General features: G+C 75.2%; 11 protein-coding genes. 5 read left to right on the top strand and 6 right to left on the bottom strand.

Going from position 1 to position 22,440, the window contains the following annotated elements:
- Window positions 1-3 precede the first annotated feature (3 nt).
- The 5 genes from ACIP4P_RS19115 to ACIP4P_RS19095 all read left to right on the top strand — a co-directional run bounded on the left by ACIP4P_RS19115 (window position 4) and on the right by ACIP4P_RS19095 (window position 10,244).
- Window positions 4-4,725 (top strand): DNA repair ATPase, encoded by a 4,722-nt coding sequence (locus tag ACIP4P_RS19115; RefSeq protein ID WP_400919929.1) that lies wholly within the window; start codon window positions 4-6, stop codon window positions 4,723-4,725.
- Between the two features lie 98 nt (window positions 4,726-4,823).
- The gene (locus ACIP4P_RS19110) at window positions 4,824-5,642 is read left to right on the top strand and encodes an ABC transporter ATP-binding protein (RefSeq protein WP_400919927.1); all 819 of its coding nucleotides are present in this window, start codon (window positions 4,824-4,826) and stop codon (window positions 5,640-5,642) included.
- Complete coding sequence (locus tag ACIP4P_RS19105) at window positions 5,636-8,200, top strand: FtsX-like permease family protein (RefSeq protein ID WP_400919925.1); 2,565 nt, start codon at window positions 5,636-5,638, stop codon at window positions 8,198-8,200. Before ACIP4P_RS19110 ends, ACIP4P_RS19105 begins: the two co-directional genes overlap by 7 nt.
- Window positions 8,201-8,340: 140 nt before the next feature.
- Window positions 8,341-9,195: a methyltransferase domain-containing protein gene (locus ACIP4P_RS19100; RefSeq protein ID WP_400919923.1), complete on the top strand. Its 855-nt coding sequence runs from the start codon at window positions 8,341-8,343 to the stop codon at window positions 9,193-9,195.
- 5 nt (window positions 9,196-9,200) lie between these two features.
- The gene (locus ACIP4P_RS19095; RefSeq protein ID WP_400919921.1) at window positions 9,201-10,244 is read left to right on the top strand and encodes an aromatic ring-hydroxylating dioxygenase subunit alpha; all 1,044 of its coding nucleotides are present in this window, start codon (window positions 9,201-9,203) and stop codon (window positions 10,242-10,244) included.
- Window positions 10,245-10,364: 120 nt separating this feature from the next.
- Here the strand turns inward: ACIP4P_RS19095 and ACIP4P_RS19090 are convergent, their stop codons facing one another.
- From ACIP4P_RS19090 to ACIP4P_RS19065, 6 genes are all read right to left on the bottom strand, one after another.
- Window positions 10,365-12,026, bottom strand: coding sequence for a 4Fe-4S binding protein (locus tag ACIP4P_RS19090; RefSeq protein ID WP_400919919.1), 1,662 nt, complete (start codon window positions 12,024-12,026; stop codon window positions 10,365-10,367).
- Window positions 12,027-12,083: 57 nt separating this feature from the next.
- The gene (locus ACIP4P_RS19085; RefSeq protein WP_400919917.1) at window positions 12,084-12,998 is read right to left on the bottom strand and encodes a diiron oxygenase; all 915 of its coding nucleotides are present in this window, start codon (window positions 12,996-12,998) and stop codon (window positions 12,084-12,086) included.
- A gap of 200 nt (window positions 12,999-13,198) precedes the next feature.
- Window positions 13,199-14,248 (bottom strand): alpha/beta hydrolase, encoded by a 1,050-nt coding sequence (locus ACIP4P_RS19080; RefSeq protein WP_400919916.1) that lies wholly within the window; start codon window positions 14,246-14,248, stop codon window positions 13,199-13,201.
- Window positions 14,249-14,462: 214 nt separating this feature from the next.
- Window positions 14,463-15,491 (bottom strand): RNA ligase family protein, encoded by a 1,029-nt coding sequence (locus tag ACIP4P_RS19075; protein WP_400919914.1) that lies wholly within the window; start codon window positions 15,489-15,491, stop codon window positions 14,463-14,465.
- 165 nt (window positions 15,492-15,656) lie between these two features.
- Window positions 15,657-15,854 carry a hypothetical protein gene (locus ACIP4P_RS19070; protein WP_400919912.1) on the bottom strand — a complete coding sequence of 66 codons (198 nt, stop codon included), beginning with the start codon at window positions 15,852-15,854 and terminating at the stop codon, window positions 15,657-15,659.
- Window positions 15,855-15,924: 70 nt separating this feature from the next.
- Window positions 15,925-22,266 (bottom strand): DNRLRE domain-containing protein, encoded by a 6,342-nt coding sequence (locus ACIP4P_RS19065; RefSeq protein ID WP_400919910.1) that lies wholly within the window; start codon window positions 22,264-22,266, stop codon window positions 15,925-15,927.
- Window positions 22,267-22,440 lie beyond the last annotated feature (174 nt).

The following is a 22,440-nucleotide window of genomic DNA, read 5'->3' as shown; positions in this document are numbered from 1 at the left end:
ACCGTGGAAGCCCTCGACGACACCCGGCTCGACGCCGGCAGCTACGAGGTCCTGCGCGACCGGCTCGCCCGGGCCGCCGCCGAACTCGCCGACCGCGCGCGGGCGTTGAACGCCCGCCGGGTCGAGGAGTTCGGCGGCGGGGAGCTCCGGCTGACCGGCACCGGGCGACTCACCACCGAACGGTCCTGCCTGCCGCAGGACCTCACCGCCGTCGGCGGGCAGCTGCTGCTCGGCACCCGACCGGTCGAAGTCGTGGCCGGGGCCGAGGAGTTCGGCGACCTGCTCAGCCTGCACCGGGCCGATGACCTCGCCCCCGTCTCCCCCGCCTCCCCCGCCGACGGCCCGCTGCTGGCCGACCCCCGACTGCGCCAGGACCTCGCCGAGCTGCGCCGCTACTTCCGCGACGCCCGGCTGGAACGGCTGCGCCCGGTCGGCGGCCGACTGCTCGCGGTCTTCCGCACCGGCCCGGCCGCCACCGACGTCCGGGTGCTGCGCTGGCGCCTGGACGACGACCGGGTCGCCTACCAGGACGGGCGCGGCGAACGCGACCACACCCCCGCCGACGGCCAACAGCTCGACTGGACGCCGCTCACCCGGGACGACCAGCTGCCCGCCGCCCCCGGCGCCGCCCCGCGCGCCGACCTCGCCGGGGAGGTCCACCTCGGCGTGGACGGCGGCCGACTCACCCTCACCACGCCCGACGGCCGCGAACTGCACCGCGAGCCGCTCACCGAGGCCCTGCAGACCCTCGCCGACGCCCAGGTCGCCCACGCCCGGCTCGGCACCCTGCTGCTGGTGCGGGTGCGCCCGTACCAGGAGGAGACCGTCCGGCACCTGGTGCTCCACCTGCCCACCGGCAGGGTCACCCGGATCGACGCGCTCGGCCAGGCCTGCCTGCGACTGCCCGCCGACCAGGGCGTGGCCTTCCCCGGCGGCTGCCACCTCGCCGACGGCACCGTGCGCGTCTTCGACCAGCCGGTGGACGGCCTCGCCTACGAGCGCACCGTGCACTCGCCCAACGGCGAGGACGTGCTGTACGAGTTCCGCTCCGCCACCGACGGCCGGGCACTGCTCCAGCCGTACAACTCCGTCCGCCAGGAGGCCGCCGCCCCGCTCGCCTGCCAGGGCTACGCCCTGCTCGACGACGGCACCCTGATCGCCCTGCGCCCGGCCGAGGACGGCCCGACCCGACTGCACCCCGTCCAGCTCTGGCAGAGCCCGTTCACCAGCGACCGGTACGCCGCCGAACAGCCGCCCGGCACCGGCCCGTTGGCCCGGATCGGGAACGCCGACCTGGTCCGCGGCCTGGCCGACTGCCTCGCCCTGGCCCGACTGGCCGCCGCCGGCGCCGACACCCGGGCCGGCCACCGGGCCGTGCTCGCCGCCTGCACCCGCACCACCGACCGGCACCACTGGCTCGGTCAGGACGGCCTCGGCGACCTCGCCGCACCGCTCGCCGAGATCCGCGACACCGCGCGGCAGGTGATCGCCGAGTACCAGGCGATCGCCGAGCTCACCGCGCACGCCGCGGCCCGCACCGAGGAGACCGCCGAGCACGTCGAGGGCCTGCTGCGCACCGCGCGCGGGGAGACCCTCGCCGACGCCGCCGAGTGGGTGGACCGGCTGGCCGCGCTGCGCCGGGCCCAGGGCCGGGTCGAGGCGCTGCGCGACCTGCCCCGGGCCGACCCGCCGCGGATCGACGCACTCGCCGAGCACCTCGCCGAGGGGCTGGCGCAGGCCGCCGACCGGGCGGTCGTCCAGCTCGCCGAGCCCGCGGCCTTCGAACCGCACCGGCGCCGGGCCGCCGAACTCGCCGAGCACTGCGCGGCCATCACCACCGCCGCCGAGGCCGAGCCGCTGTCCGCGCGGCTCACCGAGCAGAGCGAGGCGCTGCAGACCGTCTCGGAGCTGGTCGGCACCCTCGACCTGGCCGACGCCACCACCCGCACCGCGATCCTGGACCGGCTCGCCGACGTCCTCGGACTGCTCAACCGGGGCCGCTCCGCGCTGACCGTACGCCGCCGGGAGCTGCGCACCCGGGAGGCCGCCGCCGAGTTCGCGGCCGAGACCGCGCTGCTCGCCCAGGCCGTCACCGCCGCGCTGGCCGCCGCCGACACCCCGGAGGCCTGCGACGACCGGCTCGGCCGACTGCTGCTGCGGATCGAACAGCTGGAGACCCGCTTCGCCGACGCCGACCCGGCGCTCGGCGAACAGCTCACCGAACGCCGCACCGAGATCCACGACGCGCTCACCGCCCGCCGCCAGCACCTGCTGGAGGAACGGGCCGGCCGCGCCGACCGGCTGGCCGCCTCCGCCGAACGCATCCTGGACACCCTGCACCGGCGACTCGCCGCCCTCGGCACCGCCGCCGAGATCGACGCCGCCCTGGCCGCCGACCCGACCGCCGTCAAACTCCGGGACCTCGCCGGGAAGTTGACCGAGCTCGGCGACCGGGTCCGGGCCGAGGAGCTGACCGGACGGCTGCGCGCCGCCCGCGGCCGGGCGCACCGGGCCCTGCGCGACCGCGCCGAGCTGGCCGGGGACGGCCCCGGCACCCTGCGACTGGGCCGCCACCTGTTCGCGGTCACCACCCAGCGCCCGGAACTCACCCTGCTGCCCTGGCGCGGCCGCCCCGCCTTCACCCTCACCGGCACCGACTACCGCTCCCCCGTCACCGACCCGGCCTTCGCCGCCACCGAGCGGTACTGGTCCCGGCCGCTGCCCTCCGAGACGCCCACGCTCTACCGCGCCGAGTACCTGGCCGCCAGCCTGCTGCCGGCCGCCGCGCAGGAGGGGCCGGCCGACGGGGACGACCTGCTGGAGTACGTCCGCCGGGCCGTCGAACAGCGCCCGGACGAGGGCTACCAGCGCGGGGTGCACGACCACGACGCGGCGCTGCTGCTCCGCGCCCTGCTCGAACTCGACGCCGAGGCCGGGCTGTTGCGGCACCCGGCCGAGGCCCGGGCGGCGGCCCAGCTGTACTGGGCACACGGGACGGACCAGCGGCAGCGGCTGGTCTGGCACACCCGGGCCCGCTCGCTCGGCCTGGCCCGGCAGGCGTACGGGCCGGTGCCGGCCCTGACCGCGCTGGCGTCCGAACTGTCCTCGGCCGTAGCGGAGTTCATCCCCGGCGCCACCGGTGCCGGCGACTACCTGGTGGCCGAACTCGCCGTCGCCACACCGACCTTCGCCCACTCGGCGGGCGCGGCCACCCTGCTGGAGAAGTTCCGCGCGACCCCCGAGTCCGCCGGGCTGACCGAGGCGCTGGCCGCCCTGCCCGAGGAGCCCGAGCTGCTCCCGGTGCGCCGCCAACTGGCCGCCGCCTGGCTGGAGTCGGCCGCCGCCGGGGCCGACCCGGGCGACCGCGCCGAAGCCGCCGCCGTGCTGCTCTGCCCGGCCCTGCCGCGCCGCCCCGCCGAGGGCACCGTCGGCGTCCGGCTGACCGGACTGCTCGGCGACCACCCCCGGCTGAGCGGCGGCTCGATCGACCTGCGACTTGACGAACTCCTGCCCCGGGTCCGGGAGTTCGAGGCCGTCGAGGCCCCCGGACACCGCGCCTACCAGCGGCTGCGCGGCGAGCTGCTGGCCGCCGAGCACGCCCGGCTGCGGCTCGACCAGTACCGGCCCGCGTCGCTCAACGGCTTCGTCCGCAACCGGCTGATCGACCAGGTGTACCTGCCGCTGATCGGCGACAACCTCGCCAAGCAGCTCGGCACGGTGGACGCCGGCGGTCCGGTCGACCGCAGCGGCCTGCTGCTGCTGGTCTCCCCGCCCGGCTACGGCAAGACCAGCCTGGTCGAGTACCTCGCCGAACGGCTCGGCCTGCTGCTGGTCTCGGTCAGCGGCCCGGCACTCGGCCACCGGGTCACCTCGCTGGACCCGGCCGAGGCCCCCGACGCCACCGCCCGGCGCGAGCTGGAGAAGCTCGCCTTCGCGCTGCACGCGGGCGACAACGTGCTGCTCCACCTGGACGACGTGCAGCACACCTCGCCCGAGTTCCTGCAGCGCTTCATCCCGCTGTGCGACGCCCAGCGCCGGATCGACGGCGTCCACGACGGCGAGGCCCGCGAGTGGGACCTGCGCGGCAAGCGCTTCGCCGTGGTGATGGCCGCCAACCCGTACACCGAGTCCGGGCGGCTGTTCCGGCTGCCCGACATGCTCGCCAACCGCGCCGACGTGTGGAACCTCGGCGACGCCGTGGCCGGCCGCGAGGACCTCTTCGCGCTCAGCTTCGTCGAGAACGCCCTGCCCGCCCACCCCCAGCTGTCCGCGCTCGCCACCGCCGAACGCGCCGACCTGGACACCCTGCTCGCCCGCGCGAGCGGTACCCCCGGCGGGCAGCTCCGGGGCGCCTGGCCGGCCGCCGAGGTCGAGCGGATGACCGCCCTGCTGGCCGGGCTGCTCCATCTGCGCACCACCGTGCTGGCCGTCAACCGCGCTTACCTCGCCTCCGCCGCCCAGGACGACCGGGCCCGCACCGAGCCGCCGTTCCTGCTCCAGGGCTCCTACCGCAACATGGCCAAACTCGCCCAGCGCCTCGACCCGGCGCTCACCCGCCCGGAACTGGACGCCCTGCTCACCGACCACTACCGGGCCGAGGCCCAGCCGCTCGGCGCCGACGCCGAGGCCCAGCTGCTGAAACTGGCCGAGCTGCGCGGCACCCTGACCCCGGAGCAGGAGCGGCGCTGGGAGGAGCTGAAGCGCGGCCGTCGGGACCGGGGATGACCAGGGGGGTTCACGTCCGGGGGTGTAGCTGGCTACACCCCCGGAAGTGAACCCCCGGCCATTGAGCCACCCCCGTCCCGGACGATGGGATGGGGACCATGAACGCCACGGACTTCGCCGTTGAACTCCGCTCCGTCCGCCGGACCTACCGGCGCGGGCCCGAACCCGTCGTCGGCCTGGACGACGTGACCGTCGGTTTCCCCTTCGGCACCTTCACCGCCGTCATGGGCCCCTCCGGCTCGGGCAAGTCGACCCTGCTGCGCGCGGCCGCCGGCCTGGAGGAGATCGACGGCGGCGAGGTGCGGGTGGACGGCACCGTCCTCGGCGGGCTGCGCGACAAGGAGCTGACCGTCCTGCGCCGGGAGCGGATCGGCTTCGTCTTCCAGTCCTTCAACCTGCTGCCCGCGCTGACCGCGGCGCAGAACGTGGCGCTCCCGGCCAAGCTGTCCGGCCGCCGCCCCGCCCCGGCCGAGGTGACCGCCGCGCTGGCCGCCGTCGGACTGGCCGACCGGGCCGGGCACCGGCCGGGCGAACTGTCCGGCGGGCAGCAGCAGCGGGTCGCCATCGCCCGGGCGCTGCTCACCCGCCCGGCGGTGCTGCTCGCCGACGAGCCGACCGGCGCGCTGGACACCCGGAGCGGCCGGGAGGTGCTCGCCCTGCTGCGCGGGGCGGCCGACGACCCCGGCCGGGCCGTGGTCATGGTCACCCACGACCCGGTCGCCGCCTCCTTCGCCGACCGGGTGCTGTTCCTGCGCGACGGCCGGCTGGCCGGCTCGCTGGAGCGGCCCACCGCCGAGCAGGTCGCCGCCCGGATGACCGCCCTGGAGGCCCCGGCTCCGGCTGCCCGTCCGCTGGAGGCCGACGCGCCGGAAGCCACCGCGCCGGAGGCCGACGCGCCGGAGGCCCTGGCGTGCTGACCCTCGCCCTCGCCTCCGTCCGGCTCCGCTGGGCCTCCTTCGTCGGCAGCTTCGTCGCACTGGCCTGCGGCGTCGCCCTGCTGGCCACCTCGATCCTGGTCATCGCGGCCACCGCCGGCGTCCCCGACCAGGCCCGCCAGCGCTTCTCCGGGGCCCCGGTCCTGGTCACCGCAGACCTGAACGTGGACTTCACCCCCGCGACCGGCGGCGACGCCCAGCCGACCCCGGTGCCCGCCCAGCCCGGCCTGCCGGCCGCCCTGCTCACCGCGGTCGCCGCCACCGGTCCGACCGTCGCCGACCGCACCTTCTACGCCCAGCTCGCCGACGGCCCGCGCGGGCAGGTCGGCCGCGCCTGGTCCACCGCCGCGCTGGGCGGCTACCGGCTCACCGCCGGCACCGCCCCCGCCGCCGACGACCAGATCGTCATCGGCGGCGGCAGCCCGGAGCAGGTCGGCCGGACCGTCCGGTACGTCACCGCCGACGGCCCGCACACCGCGACCGTCTCCGGTGTCACCGAGCCGGAGGCCTTCGAGCACGCCGTCTTCTTCACCGACGCCCAGGCCGCCCGGTACTGCCCCGCCGTCGGCGTGCTGGCCGCCTTCGGCCCCGCCGACGCGGTCCGCCGGGCGGTCGCGGCGACCGGCGGCGCGGGCGTCGCCCGGGTGCTCACCGGCGCCGAGCGCGGCCAGGCCGACCCGCACCACATCGAGGTCGGCGCCCGGCTGGACGACGTGCAGACCCCGCTCGGGCTGTCCGCCGCGGTCTCCGGCGGCACCGCCGTGTTCGTGGTGGCCGGCACCTTCGCGCTGTCGATCGCCCAGCGCCGCCGCGAACTCGCGCTGCTGCGCCTGATCGGCGCCACCCGCCGGCAGCTGCGCGCCCTGGTCCACCGGGAGGCCCTGGTGGTCGGCGCGCTGGCCTCCGCCGCCGGGTGCGCGCTCGGCGCGGCCGGGGCGGCCCCGGCCGGCCGCTGGCTGGTCGACCGCGACCTGGTGCCGGCCGAGTTCACCGTCCCGGTCACCTGGTGGGGGCTGCTGGTCGCCGCCTCGATCGGGCTGGCCACCGCGATCGGCGGGGTGCTGCTCTCCTCGTTGAAGGCCGGGCGGATCAGCCCCGGTGAGGCGCTCGCGGAGGCGGACGTGGAGCGGCGCTCGCGCGGCGCGCTGGCCTTCCGCTGGGTGAGCGGCCTGCTGGTGCTGGGCGGCGCGATCGCTGCCCTGGTGCTGACCGCCCGCAGTTGGCCGGACGCCGCGGCCAACGTCGCCGACTCGCTGGCCCTGCTGCTGCCCGTCGTGGCGGGCTGCGTCCTGCTGGCGGCCGTGCTGGCCGGCCCGGCGATCCGGCTGCTGACCGGCCTGCCCGCGCTGGTGGCCCGGCTGCGCGGCCGGCCGGGCGACGAGGGCGGCGGCATCGTCTGGGCCACCGCCCGGCAGAGCTCGCTGACCGCCTTCCGGCGCACCGCGGCGACCACCACCCCGGTGGTGCTGGTGATCGCCTTCGCCGGGTGCCTGCTCGGCAGCATCGACACCATCAACCGGTCCCAGGTCAGCGAGGTCCGCCACCAGCTGTCCGCCGCCGACCTGGTGGTCACCCCGGCCGGGACGCCCGGGCTGAACCGGGCCGTGGTGGACCGGGTCCGCGCCGTCCCCGGGGTGCGGGCGCTGGTGATCACCCCGACCTCGCTGATGTCCGTCGACCCGACCGGCCAGGCCCTGGTGCCGCTGAGCGCCGCCGCGGCCGACCCGACGGCGCTGGCCGAGGTCGACCGCCTCCCGGTGGTGGCCGGCTCGCTCGCCGACCTCGGCCCCGGCTCGGCCGTACTCAGCCGCACCTGGCCCGGTTCGCCCCGGGTCGGCGGGACGGTCCCGGTCCGACTGGCCGACGGCACCCCGCGGGAGCTGCGGGTCGCCGCCCTGCTCGGCACCGGCGCCGAAACCGTCCAGGCCTGGGTGACCGACACCGACGCGGTCACCGGCGGCGTCGGCGGCCCGGCGCTGGCCACCCGGATCGACCTGCGGGTGCTGCCGGGCACCGACCCGCAGCGGGCCGCCGCCGCGCTGCACTCCGCGGTGGACGGGCTGGGCGCCCGGCTCGCCACCCCCGAGGAGATCTGGTCGGCCGCCACCGACAGCACCGAACAGGCCTCCTGGAACGCCCTGTTGATGATCCTCGGGCTGGCGATCGGCTACGCGGCCATCGCCCTCGCCAACTCGCTGGTGATGACCGTCAGCGACCGCCGCCAGGAGCTGTCGCTGCTCCGACTGGCCGGCGCCACCCGCGGCCAGGTGCTGCGCACCGTCGCCGTCGAGACCCTGATGTGCGTGGCGGCCGGCACCCTGCTGGGCCTGCTCGGCACGGCGATCAGCGTCGGCGGCTCCTGGGCCGCCCTGACCCGCCTGGTCGGCTCCACCCCCGCGATGCTGCCCTGGACGGTCCTGGGCGTGCTCGCCACCTGCTGCGCCGCCATCGCCCTGACGGCCGCGGTGCTCCCGGCGGCCCTCGCCCTCCGCGGCCGGGACGGCCGGGGCATCCTCCGCACCGCGGCGGGCGCGGCCTGATCCCCGGGGCGGGGGCTGGGCCGGGGGGCTTTCGCGGGCGGCTGATCATCCGGTCCGACGACCCGAGGAACCGCCCCGACGGCCCAACCACCCGGCGCCGCCGCCGGGTTCGCCCCCGGGCCACGCCTAGCCTGTCCGGCATGGGCGCTCAGGAGCTGGACCTCGCCGGGCTGCGCCGGGTGTACGGGCGGGCCGGGAGCCGTCGGTTCTACACCCTGGTGGCGCGCAACGCCCGGCACTGGGGGTGGACGGAACCGGGCCAGTCGAAGTGGCGGCTGTGGCGGGCCCAGCGGCAACTGGAGGACGTGCTGGGCCGCAAGCTCGCCCTGCCGACGGGCGCACGGGTGCTGGACGCGGGGTGCGGGGCCGGAGTGGTGGCGCGGGCGATGGCCACCCGGTTCGGACTGCTGGTCGACGGGGTAGACGTGCTGGACTTCCACCTCACCGAGGCCCGTCGGCTGAACGCCCGGGCCGCGCTGGTCGACCGGACCGCCTTCCGCTGGGGTGACTACCATCAACTCCCCTTCTCGGACGGTGAGTTCGACGGCGCGTACTCGATGGAGACGCTGGTCCACTCCTACGACCCGCCCCGGGCGCTGGCCGAATTCCACCGGGTGCTGCGCCCGGGCGGGCGGCTCGTCCTGCTCGGCCCGATGAGTGCCGGCCCGCTGGAGGAGCTGCCGCCGCGGACCCGGAGGGTGCTCGAACCGTACCTGGACGCCCATGTGTTCCCCGGCGCGCGGATCTACCACGCCCGCAACCTGTCGGACCTGCTCACCGCGGCCGGCTTCGAGGTCGAGGAGGCGCTCGACGCGACGCGGTACTACCAGCCGACCACGGAGGCGGTGCACGTGTACTTCCGGCTGCCCTGGGAGCTGGTGCGCCGCTTCGGCGATCCCGCGAAGTGGCTCAACCTCCGCAGCACGGTGGAGATGTACGCCGTGCGCGAGGCCGTCCGCTGGTACGTTCACACCGCCGTCAAGCCATCGAGGTGACCACCGTGCCCCACTCCGACGCGTACACCGACGCGCACTCCGCCCCGCTGCCGTACCCGACCGGCTGGTTCTGCGTCGGCCGCTCCCGCGACCTGCCGCCCGGCCGGGTCCGCACGGCCCGGCTGACGGGCGAGGACGTGGTGCTGTACCGGACGGCCCGGGGCTCGGTGCGCGCGATCGGGCCGCACTGCCCGCACCTGGGCGCGCACTTCGGCGCGGGCGGGCGGGTCCGGGGTGAGGAGCTGGTCTGCCCGTTCCACGGCTTCGCCTTCGCCCCGGACGGCTCCTGCACCGGCGCGCCGGACGGCACCCGGTTCCGCGGTGAGCTGGCCCGGCGCCGACTGGTCGAACGGGACGGCGCGTTGTTCGTCTGGCGGGGCGGGCCGGACGGTGCGCCGCCCGGCTGGGAGCTGCCGCCGGCCGTCGGGGTGCGGCCGCTCGCCTGGTGGCAGGGCGAGGTGGACTCGCACCCGCAGGAGGTGATGGAGAACAGCGTGGACTTCCGGCACACCTCGGTGCTGCACGGCCTGGACACCCGGGAGACCGCGCCGCCGGAGCAGGACGGCCCGCTGTTCACCGTCCACCAGCGCACCACCACCCGGTTCCCCGGTCTGGGCGCGGTGAGCCTGGAGCAGCCGGTGACGATGGCCGGGCTGGGGATGATGCGGGTGACCGCCGAACTGCCGGAGCTGGGCAGCGCGTTGCGGGTGTGGCTGCTGCCGACGCCGATCGGCCCCTGGCGCACGCTGGTGCGGGTCGCGGTGACCAGCACGGTGCCGGTGCCGGGGGTCGGGTCGGCGAAGGCCGTGGACCGGGCCGCCTCCTGGGTGGCCCTGCAGGCCGCGATGCGGATCATCAGGCAGGACCGGCCGGTGATCGCGCACAAGCGCTATCTGGCGCGGCCGCGACTGGTGCCCGGGGAGCGCTCGATCGGGCTGTTCCGGCGGTGGGCGCGGCAGTTCTATCCCGGTCAGGTCGACGTCGGGGGGTTCGACCTCGACGACGGCGCGGTCGAGGCGGCCGACGACGCCCGGACCGGGTCGGACTAGCCGGGCGCCGCGTGCACGGGAAGTCGTGTGCACGGGAAGTCGTGTGCACGGGAAGTCGTGTGCACGGGAAGTCGGACCGGCCGACTTCCCGTGCGTGCGCCGGACAGCGCTCACCAGCGCCTACCGCCGTCGGCCCGCCGCCAGCAGCTCCGCCACCGTCGCCAGCTTCACCCGGGGCCGGCCCTGCGCCGCGCCCCGCTCGCGCTCCGCCCGGTCCACCGCCCGCAGCTCCTTGAGCCCCACCGCGTCCGGCCGGCGCCGCCGCACCAGCCGCTCGAACTCCGCCCGCCCCGCCGAGGGTTCCGGCAGCGCCCCGGCGAGCGCGTCGTCCAGCAGCGCGTCCACCGTCTCCCGCGCGCAGGCGCGGTTGGCGCCGATCCCGCCGGACGGCCCGCGCTTGGCCCAGCCGACCACGTACGCACCGGGCAGCGGCCGTCCGGTGGCCGGGTCGACGACCCGTCCGCCGCGCCGGGCGACCGTCCCGGCCCGCTCGTCGAAGGGCAGTCCGGGCACCGGCACGCCGCGGTGCCCGATCGAGCGCACCACCAGCCCGGCGGCCAGCGTCTCGTACTCCCCCGTCCCCTCGGGCCGTCCGTCGCCGGCCGCCGGTGCGGTCCGCTCCACGGTCAGCCCGCAGACCCGGCCGTCCGCGCCGGTCAGCTCCACCGGCGCGGACAGGAAGCGCAGCACGATCCGCCGCCCCGGCCCGGGCTCGGCGGAGTCGTCCCGGCGCACCAGCGGCAGGCCGGCCAGCAGCCCGGCCCGGGAGTCCGGCGCGGCCGCCTCGATCGCCGCCCGCACCTGCGGGTGGTCCTCGACCACCAGCTCGACGCCCGGCAGTCGGCCGAGCGCCAGGAACTCCGTCCGGCTCCAGGCCGCCTGCTCCGGCCCGCGCCGGGCCAGCAGCACCACCTCCCGCACCCGGCTGCGGCGCAGCGCGGCCAGCGCGTGGTCGGCGATGTCGGTGGCGGCCAGCACCTCCGGGTCGGTGAGCAGGATGCGGGCGATGTCCACCGCGACGTTGCCGTTGCCGACCACCACCACCCGCTCGGCGGACAGCTCCACCGCGTCGGCGGGCACCGTCGGGTCGGCGTTGTACCAGCCGACGAAGGAGGTCGCGGGCAGGCTGCCCGGCAGGTCCTCGCCGGGCACGCCGAGCCGCCGGTCGGCGGCCGCGCCGACCGCGTACACCACGGCGTGGTGGTGGGCGGCGAGTTCCTCGTGGCTGACGTCGGTGCCGATCTCCAGGTTGAGGTGCATCCGCAGCCGCGGGTCGTGGAAGACGCTCGCGAAGCTCTCCGCGATCCGCTTGGTGGACTGGTGGTCGGGCGCGACGCCGTGCCGCAGCAGGCCGCCGGTGACCGGCAGCCGGTCGATCATGGTGAGCTCGGCGCCGGTGCAGCGCAGCAGTTCCTGCGCGGTGTACCCGGCGGAGGGCCCGGTGCCGACCACGGCGATCCGCAGCGGGCCGACCTCGTCCGGCAGGCTGCGCGGGAAGCTGGGCGCGCCCCAGGCGTGGTCGTTGGGGTGGTCGCGGTACCAGTCCCGGTTGAGGTCGCCGAAGACGACGTCCGGACCGCGCAGCCGGTCGACCGGGTACACCGCGTCGACCGGGCAGGCGTCCGCGCAGGCGCCGCAGTCGATGCACGCCTGCGGGTCGATGTAGAGCATGTCGGTGGTGCCGAACTCCGGCTCCTCCGGGGTCGGGTGGATGCAGTTGACCGGGCAGACGGACACGCACGAGGCGTCGTTGCAGCAGGTCCGGGTGATCGCGTAGGCCATGGCCGGGGGTGAGTCCTCGTCCTCGCTGGAGCTGGAGTGCTGTGGAATGACGGTCCGTCAGAGCATGTGCACGCGGCGGTAGATCGAAGCCGCGCGGCTGGTGATCAGGCCCGTCTCGGCGAGGAAGGCCATCAGGTGCCGGGAGCTGTTGCGCATCATCGCCTTGCGGTGGCCGTTGCCCCTCGCCTCGTCGAGTGCCCGCGCGACGTCGAGCCCGGCGGCCTTGTAGACGCCCGGGTGGACCATGCTGCTGACGATGACGTACGCGCCGATCGCGATGCCGGTGGCGGAGGTGCGGCGGCGGGCCGGGCCCGCGTGCCGGACCCGCTCGCGGATCTCCTGCCGGGCGAACTTCATGTGCCGCGACTCCTCGACCACGTGGATCCGGGAGGTGCCGCGGACGATCTCCAGGACGTTCTCGCCGCGCATCCAGTCGCGCTGCATGACGTCCAGCACCTCTTCGGCCACCAGGATGCCGCCGTAGGCGAGTTCACCCTTGGCGAGCGCCTTGAAGGCGCGTCCGGCCTGGGCGATCACCTTGTTGGGCCGGTAGGCGGGGACGCCCATCTTCTGGCAGGCGCGGGCGAACATGATCGAGTGCCGGCACTCGTCGGCGATCTCGGTCAGCGCGAACTGGAACTCCGCGTTGGCGGGGTTCTTGAGGTACTGGTCGCGTAGCACCATCTGCTGGAGGATCATCTCGAACCAGATGCCGGTGTTCATGATCGAGCAGACCTCGTGCCGGGTGAGGGTGACCCGCTGCTGCTCGGTCATCTCGTCCCACAGCCGGGTGCCGTAGAGCGTGCTCCACTCCGGGTTGAGGCCGTAGTGCCCGGCCGGGAGGGGGGCGTCCCAGTCGATCTCGGTCATCGGGTCATAGGAGAGGGTGGCGGCCGACTCCAGCAGCCGCTTGGAGACGTCGTCGTCGGCCGACGTGTGGCCGTGCGCCGCCGTGTGGTGGATGAGAGCCATGGCTGCCTCCGGGTGCCTGCCCCTGCGGGTTCCCGCTCACCCGCTTATTAGACGGACAGTACAATAAGACCCGGTTCCCGAGAACCCCCTGCGCAGCGGCGAAACGGCGGAGGGACGGCGCCCGCCCGGGCCCGCCCCTCCGCCGTACCGCCGTACCGCCGCACCCCTCGCGGCACGTACTGCCCTGTCGCCGCCGCCGCTCAGCAGCCGAGCGCCTTGCGCAGCGCCTCCGCCGCCTCCGCCGTCGCGTCCTCGAAGCGGTGGCCCACGCCGATGTAGTTGGCGTACCCGTGGATCAGGTCCGACTGCCGGCTCAGGTACACCTCCACCCCCGCCGCCTCCAACGCCTGCGCGTACGCCTCGCCCTCGTCCCGCAGCGGGTCGAAGCCCGCGGTGCTCAGGTACGTGGGCGGCAGCCCGGCCAGGTCGGCGGCGAGCAGCGGCGAGATCCGCGGGTCGGTGCGGTCCAGCGGCTCGGGCGCGTACCGGTCGGCGAACCAGTCCATGTTGTCGCTGGTCAGGAAGTAGGTCTCGGCGAACTGCTGGTACGAGCGGCGCTTGGTCGACAGGTCCGTGACCGGGTAGAGCAGCAGCTGGAACACCGGCACCGGGCCGCCCCGCCGGACGGCCTCCTGCACGGCGACGGCGGCCAGGTTGCCGCCCGCGCTGTCCCCGCCGACGGCGATCCGCTCCGGGTCGACGCCGAGGTCGACCGCCTTGGCGAAGGCGTAGTCCAGCGCCGCCTGCACGTCCTCCAGGCCCGCCGGGAAGGGGTGCTCGGGCGCCAGCCGGTACCCGACCGACAGCACCCGCACCCGGGCCCGCTGCGCCAGGAACCGGGCGACGTGGTCGTGGCTCTCCATGCTGCCGACCGCCCAGCCGCCGCCGTGCACGTAGACCAGCAGTCCGGAGGCCCCGCCCAGCCCGGCCGGGGTGTACAGCCGCGCCGGCGTCTCGCCCCGCTCCCGCGGGATCCCGAGCTCCCGCACGGCCACCGGTTCTATCCTCGGCCCGCCGACCAGGTGCCGGGCGTGCTCCATCTCGTCCCGGGACGGGCCCACCCCGCCCGGCATCACCATCGTCGCCTTGGACATCCGCTGGAACTTCAGGATCACCTGCGCGTCCAGCGCGAGGGTCTGCCCGTCCCGCACCTCCGGCTTGCCGGCGAAGGCCCGCCGCAGGCCGTGGGGCAGGGCGTACACGGCCCGGACGACGGCGGCCTGGATCCGGACGGGGAATGGAATCGACATCTTCTGCCTCCTGGGACCTCTGCCCGACCCCTCGGCTGGGGACCTGGACCGGGAGCCCATGATGGGCTCCCCCCAAGGGAGTTGGAAGCTTCCTCGACGCCGCCTGAAGCCGCCCTCGACCCGTTCCCAGCGGTTGGTGCACGGCGGCCCGCGGCCGGCCGCGGGCTCAACGGCCGTGCCGGCCGCGGGCTCAGTGGCTACGCCGGTCCCGGGCTCAACGGCCGCGCCGGTCCCGGGAGTCGAAGGCGACCAGGGCGCGCGCCCCGGGATCGAGGGCCCGGCGCAGTGCGGTGCGGACGGACTCCTCCAATCCGCCCAGGGCGTCCGCGAGTTCCTCCGCGATGTCGTGGGCGACCTCGGCCGCCACCGCCCCGGCGGGGGTGTGCGGGCCGAGCTTGCTGACCGCGGCCGCGGCGCGGGTGGGGGTCAGCAGCGCCGAGGCCTGGACCAGCAGCCAGCCGGGCACCCCGGCCGCCCCCTCCGGCGGGGGCAGGTAGGGGCGGGCACCGTCGTAGCGGTCGTCCTCGGCGAAGGCCTTCTGCTTGACCTTGACCACCGGCCGGGCGGCCCCGGTCCCGGTCTCGTGCCACTCGCCCGCGGGCTTGAGGACGTACCCCTCGGCGAGGTTGTCGGGCAGTTCCGGCAGTCCGAGCAGGGCCGGCACCCGGCTGGGGAAGGCGGCCGGGAGGTCCTGGAGGGTGTTCAGCGGGCCGTGGCCGAGCAGCGGGACGCAGGTGAGGCCGGCCGCCGCCGCGGCCGCGCGCAGTTCGCGGTCGGCGATCCACCGGCGCCCCTCGGTGGTCTCCACCGTGGCGTCGAACGGCAGCCAGCGCAGCCCGGGCGCGTACCAGACCCCGGTCTGCACCGGGTCGACCCCGGCCTCGGCGGGCACCCCGGGGTGCGGGTAGCGGCCGCCGGCCAGCTCGCCGTACACGGTGACGACGGCCCCCTCGCCCCGGGAGGCGCGCAGTGCCGCGGCCAAGTGCCCGGCCGCGACGGAGAGTTGCGGCCAGATCCGGCTCACGCCGAAGAAGGCGTCGAGCTCCTCGTCGCCGAGCAGATCGCGCCGCTTGGCGGCCCGGACCGCACCGCCGTCGCAGACCACCGCGAAGTGTGCGCCGTGCACCTTCTCCGCCGCCGTCCACTCCCGGCTGCCGGGCGCGCCGGGGCGGCCCCGCGCGGGGATCTTCGGATAGGGCCTCAGCTCGGAGCCGGGCGGGCCTTCGAACGTCGTCTCGGACACGAACAGGATCCTCGCCCGGGCGCCCGCCCGCTGGCAACGGGGATTCGGCGGCCGGGCGCGGAGCCGGCGCACAAGGGCCATGCGAAAGGGCCCCACCCGGTTCGCCCGGGTGGGGCCCGATTCCCGCACGGCCGCACTCACGCGGCCGCACTCACTGCGGCCGTCCTACCGCCGACTGCGCAGCAGCCTGGAGACGTAGGAGCCCCAGACCAGCGCGCCACCGACCAGCACGGCGCCGCCGAGCAGGCGCAGCACGGACCCGCCGCCGGAGCCGGCCGGCAGCAGGCCGAGCAGCACGAACGCCAGGGCGCAGAGCAGCAGGAGGCCGAGGGTCGCCAGTGCGGCCTTCGCGTAGCGGTTCACGACCACCCCAGCCTTCCGTGGAGATTCAGGAGATTCAAGAGACGGCAAAGACATGCTAGTTGTCCGGCCCTCACCAGCCCCATCCGCCCCGGTGCGCCCCGCCGCCGCGGAAGAAGCGCCAGCCGCGGAACACGCTGCCGCCGCCCACCCGCATGGTGACCGAGCCGACGATGGTGGCCCGGGCGTAGCCGCCCCAGCTGCGTTGCCCGCTGTACCCGTAGCGGTAGCCGACGGCCCCGCCGACCGCCCCGCCGAGCCAGGCGCAGCCCGCCGCGCCGGCGCCGCCGGTGGCGATGGTGCACACGCCCGCGACGCCGATGCCGACGCCCCAGGTGACGATGGTCTGCTTGTTCTCGTTCCAGGTCTTGCTGGCGAAGGACTTGGCCCGCTTCCAGCCGCAGCTCCAGCAGACCCGCCCGTCGAGGTCGAAGCGGTTCAGCGGGTCGGCGGAGACGTAGTCGTAGGCGTTGGCGTTGCCGCCGTAGACCGGGTCGACGGACAGGAAGCGGCCGGTGGCCCCGTTGTAGAGGCGCACGCCCATCAGCACCAGGCCACCGCCGGGGGTCTCGGCCGAGCGCAGCTTGGCGCCGGTCCAGCCGTACCGGACGGCGGGCTGGCCGGCTCGCGGCTGGCCGTACTCGTCGTAGTCCAGCACGGTCGGCGCGACCGAGGTGTCCAGCGGCAGCTGGAGCGTCACGTCGCCGTGCAGGTTGGCCAGTTGCAGGGTGACGGCGGTGCCGGAGACCAGTGCCGCCAGGTCACCGGAGGCGCCGGTCACGTTGCGCGAGGCGGTCGCGCCCTCGGCGATCCAGCGCGGGCTGTCGCCGTCCGAGCCGTAGTGGTTCGTCCGGCCGCCGGAGACCGTCCAGGCGCTGCCGGAGTTGGTCTCGGTGGTCCAGCCGCGCGGGCGCTGCGCCGCGTCCAGGGTCCAGGTGTAGCGGCTCGCGCCGGTGGTCTGCTGCTGGACCAGGTCGGTGTTGTAGTAGCCGACGGTGCTGCCCGGCAGGGCGGTGGTGCGGCCGAACGCGTCGTAGCCGTAGCCGGGGTCCACCAGCCGGTCGGCGCTGTCGTAGCCGCTGGTCCGGGTGGTCGCTCCGGTGGTCGAGCACTCCTGGCCGCGCGGCGCGGTGGCGGTGGCCAGGCCGGTGCGGTTGGTGTTGTTGTCGAAGCCGTAGCTGCGGGTGGTGCAGACGGCGTCGGTGGAGGTGTCGCGCACCTGGGTGAGGCGGCCGGCCCGGTCGTAGCCGTAGCTCTGGGCCGCGGTCACGCCGGGGGTGCCGGTGTGGGTGGCCCACTGGCCGTGGACGGTCTCGGTGATCGCGTCGTTGACCAGCACGGCGCCGTCGCTGCCGCGGGTGTGGGTGCGGGTGACGACGGTGCCGGTCGGGTCGATCCGGTCGGTGCTGGTGTAGCCGCCGGGCAGGCCCTGGCCGGTGACCTTGCCGTCCGCGTCGTAGCGGGCGGTGAAGGTGCCGGCGCCGGAGTCGGTCACCGAGGTGACCAGGCCGCGCGGTTCGACGGCGGTGTCGTAGCCGTAGGTGGTGGTGGACGGCGAGCTGTCGGTGACCTTGGTGGGCCGGTCCAGCGCGTCGTACTCGGTGGTGGTGGTCGCCCCGTCGGCGTCGGTGTAGGAGATCTGGCGGCCGAGCGCGTCGTACGCCTTGGTGATCGTCCCGCCGGTGGCCGAGGTCTGCTTGACGACCCTGCCGGTGGCCGGGTCGTAGCCGACGGTGGTGGCCGGGGCGGCCGGGCCGACGCCGCCGCTGACCGTGGTGGTCACCGGGCGGCCCGCGTCGTCGGAGCTGGTGACGGTGGTGCGGGTGACGCCGTTGGCCGTCTCGTCGGTCTGGACGGTCTGCCCGAACAGGCCGTACTGGACGGTCTTGACCGGCAGTTGGGCCGGGTTGCTCCCGCCGCCGGTGATCGCCCCGGCCGGGCCGGTGCGGCAGACCAGGTCGGCCCACTCCGGGCGCCCGGCGCAGGGGCCGGTGCCGGTGGCGGTCCAGTAGCCGGTCGTGGTGGTGCCGGCGTCGGCGCCGTTGGAGGCGGGCAGGGACTGGGAGGTGACCCGGCCCTGGCTGTCGTGGCCGGTGCCGGTGGTCAGGTTGAGGCCGCCGGCGTCCTGGACCTTCTTGATCGGGACGCCGAGCGCCCAGTCGTAGACCCTCTTGTCGGTGCGGGTCTCGGCGAAGACGTCCGGCCAGCCGCGCAGGGCGCCGCCGGTGACGGTGGTGGTGACCTGGTCCTTGACCTTGGCGGTGCCGTCGGTCGGGCGGCCCTCGTCGTAGCTCTTGACGGTGCGGGTGCGGGCGGTCACCTGGGTGCCGGCCTTGGCGACGGCGGTGGTGCCGCTGAGCGCGTCGGCGGCCAGGGTGACCCGGTGCAGCGGTCCCGCGGACTCGGTCTCGCGCTGCCCGTCCTCGCCGTAGGTGGTCACCGTGGAGAGCAGCTTGGCGCGCTCGCCCGGGGGGAGGGTGTCGATGCCGAGGTCGGCGAGCTGGGCCTTGGCCTCGTCGCTTCCGCCGAGGGCGAGTTCGCGGTTGGCGGCGGTCAGCGTGCGGACCGCGTTGCCCCACTTGTCGTACTCGGTGGTGGTGATCCGGTGCCCGGGGCCGGCCTGGTTGACCTGGTGGCCGGAGGCGTTCAGGTAGCCGATGGTGGCCCGGGTGTAGTCGCCCGGCTTGAGGTCGGTGCCCTTGTTGGAGGCGGGCACCTGGTCGGGCGGGAACACCGCGGTGGCGTCGGTGGGCAGGTCGCTCTGGCCCCAGCGGGCGCCGGCCGCGGCCGACAGGTCCTCGGGGGCGGCGGCGCCGGTCGTGGGCACGCCGTAGACGACGGTGGTGGTGGCGGTGCCGTTGACCTGGTCGGCGCTGCCCGGGGTGAGGGTGTCGCGGGTGACCTTGGTCAGCATGCCGGGCCCGGCGGCCGGGCTGCCGGCGACGTTGCCGTAGTCCAGGAAGGTCCCGGGCTTGCCGCCCTGCTGGACCCACTTGAGCATGCCGTCGGTGCCGGGCTGCCAGTGGTAGGAGTACTGGGTCTGGGTGCTCTGGCCCAGGCGCGGGTCCCAGGTCTGGATGAGCCGGCCCAGCTCGTCGTAGCGGTAGACGGCCACGTCGGTGGGGGTGGCGGCGCCGGCGCCGGGGGCGGTGGCCCACAGGCGGATGGTGCTGACCTGCCCGGCGAAGTCGCCGAACCTGCCGCTGTCGCTGGCGTCGGGCGCCGCGGTGGTGGTGTCGGCGTAGACGAACTGCAGGACGCGGCAGCCCTTGACGGTGATGTCCGCGGCGCAGGCCGAGGCGGTGACCGCGGAGGTCGGGGCGATCACGTACTTGGGCCGGGCCAGGGTCTTCCCGCCGACGACGGTCTTCTCCGAGACCACCGTGGTGGTGCTGTTGGCCAGGCCGTCGAGCAGGCTGGCGGTCACCGTCCAGGTGGCGGCGGCCGGGTCGACCTTGGCGAAGGTGGTGACGGTGCCCTCGGTGTCGGTGAGGGTGAAGTCACCGGCGGCGAAGGCGCCCTTGAGGGTCAGTTCCTCGCTGCCCGGCTCGGGCACCCAGCCGGTGCCGGCCGCGTTGGCGGTGAAGGAGACCGTGCCGTCCTCGGCGGTGACCACGTCCAGCGAGGTCGCGGAGGTCCTGCGGATCTCGGTGTACGCGGAGGAGGAGACCTCCGAGGAGACGCCGGAGCTCCAGTTCGGGCCGAAGATCGGCGCCTGGCCGTCCTTGTTCGCGGCGGCCTTCGGGTCGCGCGAGCTGCTGGTGCGGCCGACGGTCATGCCGAACAGCGAGACGTCGGTGGCCGAGACGGTGAGGTCACCGGTGAGCAGGTTGAGCTCGCCGGGGCCGATCTTCTGGGAGGCCGCGCCGCCCGCCTTGCGGTCGACGACGACCTTGACCGGCTCGGAGGAGACCGCCGCGCCGTTCGGGCCGGTGAAGTCGGCGCGGATCTGCACGGTGCCGTCGGGGGTGACGGTGCTGGTGGCGTTCCAGGTCAGCCCGGAGGTCCGGCCGCCGTTCAGCGCGACCGGCCAGGAGCCCAGCGCCGCACCGCCGTTGGTGATGTCCGCGGCCGGGATCGGGGTCCAGGCGTCGGCGTCCGAGCGGCGCCAGGAGAAGGCCGCCCGGTCGTACTTGGCACCGTCCGCCTCGGCCGTCAGCGGGACGCGGGCGGCGGTGCGGGTGCCGTCGTTGGGGGCGGTCACGCCGCCGGCCCCGACCTGGAAGGTGTAGGAGACGGCCTCGGACTTGTTCTCGGCCCGGTCCACGGCCCGCACCTGGAGGGTGTTGGTGCCCGCCTTGGCCGGGGTGACGGTCAGCTTGACCGGCGTGGTGGTGCCGCCGGTCGCGACCTTGGTCCAGTTCGCGCCGTCGAGCGTCCACTCCAGCGCGCTCTGGTCACCGGCCGGCGGGGTCACGGTGAACACGCCGCTCTGGCCCGCGCCCTTGACCCACTGGCCGGACGGGTAGTCGGTGGAGGCGATCGCGCCCGGCGCGGACGGCGCCGAGGTGTCGACCGTGAAGGACGCCCAGGGCGACCAGCCGAGGTTGTAGTGGGTGCCGTCGTACGGCGAGGTGCGGAACCGGTAGGTCCTCCCGTTGGCCAGCACCCCGGCCGGCACCTTCACCGAGGCGGGCGAGCCGCTCGGCACCCACGGCGACACCAGCACGTTGCCGACCTGGGCGTTGGTGGCGTCGTCGAAGATCTGGAAGGTGCCGTTGACCTTGTCGTTGTTGGGGTCGACGAAGGTGTCCCGGAGCGTCGGCGTGGTGGAGTTGACCCACCACGTCCCGGCCGCGTCCTTGTAGAACGGCGAGCCGGCCTGCTGGTCGGTGCCGGTGCGCGGGCGGTAGTTGTACGTGACCGTCAGCTTCGGCACGTTGCCGGCCGCGTTGGCGGAGTTGAACTGCTTCCAGTACTTGGTGTTCACCTCGTCCGGGGCGCGCAGACCCATGCTGGACAGGCTGTTCTTCGCCGAGGTCCAGGTCTGGACGAGGTTGGTGACGTCCGCGTTGACCCAGCCCGCGCCGCCGCAGGCGGCCCGGCCCTTGGTCTCGGTCGGGGTCGCCTGCTTGCTGTTCCAGGCGGGCTGGGACGTCCAGCGCGAGGAGGTGGACGGGCGGCCCGTGTCCCAGACCTCCCAGGCGTACGGCTGGCAGTCGGTGTTGCCGGAGTGGAAGTTCCACAGCGACAGCTTGGCGTTCAGCACCAGCGCGTCGGCGATCGGCGCGGTGTCCCAGGTGAGGAAGGAACGGGCCTCGCGCGAGCTGCCGTCGGCGTTCTTGGTGCCCGGGTTGCCCAGGTCGAGTTCGGTGTCGGCCGACCAGTCGACCGTCTCGCCCTTCTGGACGTAGGTGTCGAAGACGTTGCCCAGGCCGGTGGTCGACGGGTCGACCGTCACCGGGTACCTGGTGTGCGGATCGGCCAGGAAGGCCGCGTCCGGGGTGAACACCAGGTCGATGTCGTCGCCGCGCTGGACGACCTTCAGGTCGACCTTGGCCTTGCGGCTGCGGGCCCCGGCGACGTCGTCGACGGTGGAGTCCCACATCACCGGGGCGGGCAGCACCGCGCGCCGCTCGCCGGAGGCGGCGTCGGTGAACACCACGCCGCCGTCCGGCTGCGGCTCGGCCTTCAGGCCGGTGGCCCGCAGCGGCATGGTGTACGAGTAACCGGCCGCGCTGGGGCGCTGCTTGAGGACGGTGTACTGCTCGAAGCCGGTGCGGGTGGCCTCCACGACCAGGTCGGCGGCGCCGTCGCTGATCGCGTCCCGGTAGACCGCCCGGGTGCCGTCGATCGCGGGCGCGGGCAGGCCGCCCTGCCACTGGAGTTCGACCTGCTGCTCACCCCGGCCGAGGGTGACCAGGGTGCGGTCCTCGCCCTTCCCGGACTGGGACTCGGCGTAGGAGCGGGCCCGGGTGCCGCCGGAGCCGGCCAGCTTGAGGCCGTGGGGGTGGGCCTTGGGGGCGACCGAGCCGTCGGCGGCGGTCTGCAGCGCGAGGTCGACGTCGACCCAGTCGGCGGCGCTGCCGGGCTTGCCCTCGGTGGTGTTGCCCTCGGTGGTGTTGCCCTTGGTGGTGTTGCCGTCCCCGGTGGTGCCGGTGTCCTGAACACCGTCGCGGCGGAACCGGATCGGGCCCGCACTGAGTTCGGTGGTGAGCGAGCCGTCCTTGTTGACCCAGGTGGTGGAGGTCTCGGTCCGCTCGGAGAGCGCCTCGACCCGCTGACCCGAGAGGCGGGCCGCGACCCGGGCCGAGGGGAGGTCGGCGGCCGTGGTGGCGAAGGGCTTGGCGGCGTCGCCGCCCCGGCCCGGCTTCGGGGCCGCCGCGACGGCGTCCTCCGAACCCGCCAGGAGGGTGACCGCCACCGCCAGGGCGAGTGAGCCGCTCACCACCCTGGCCGGTATGTGTCCGTGCATGTCTGACTCCTTGTCGACAAGCCGTCATTGATGACAGCCAGCCCGTGGATCGTAAGGACGGACAAAGTCGACATATGACTCCAGATCAGATCAAGAGGTGGTCATGCAATGGCAATGGAAAGGCAATCTTGATCACCCCGTGACACAGCGATCATGAAATGCGCCGTTTGGATT

It is taken from the genome of Kitasatospora sp. NPDC089509, assembly GCF_044749365.1.
Classification (GTDB): domain Bacteria; phylum Actinomycetota; class Actinomycetes; order Streptomycetales; family Streptomycetaceae; genus Kitasatospora.
Note: the sequence above shows the minus strand (reverse complement) of the source record. Positions and strands in the feature narration are given on the sequence as shown.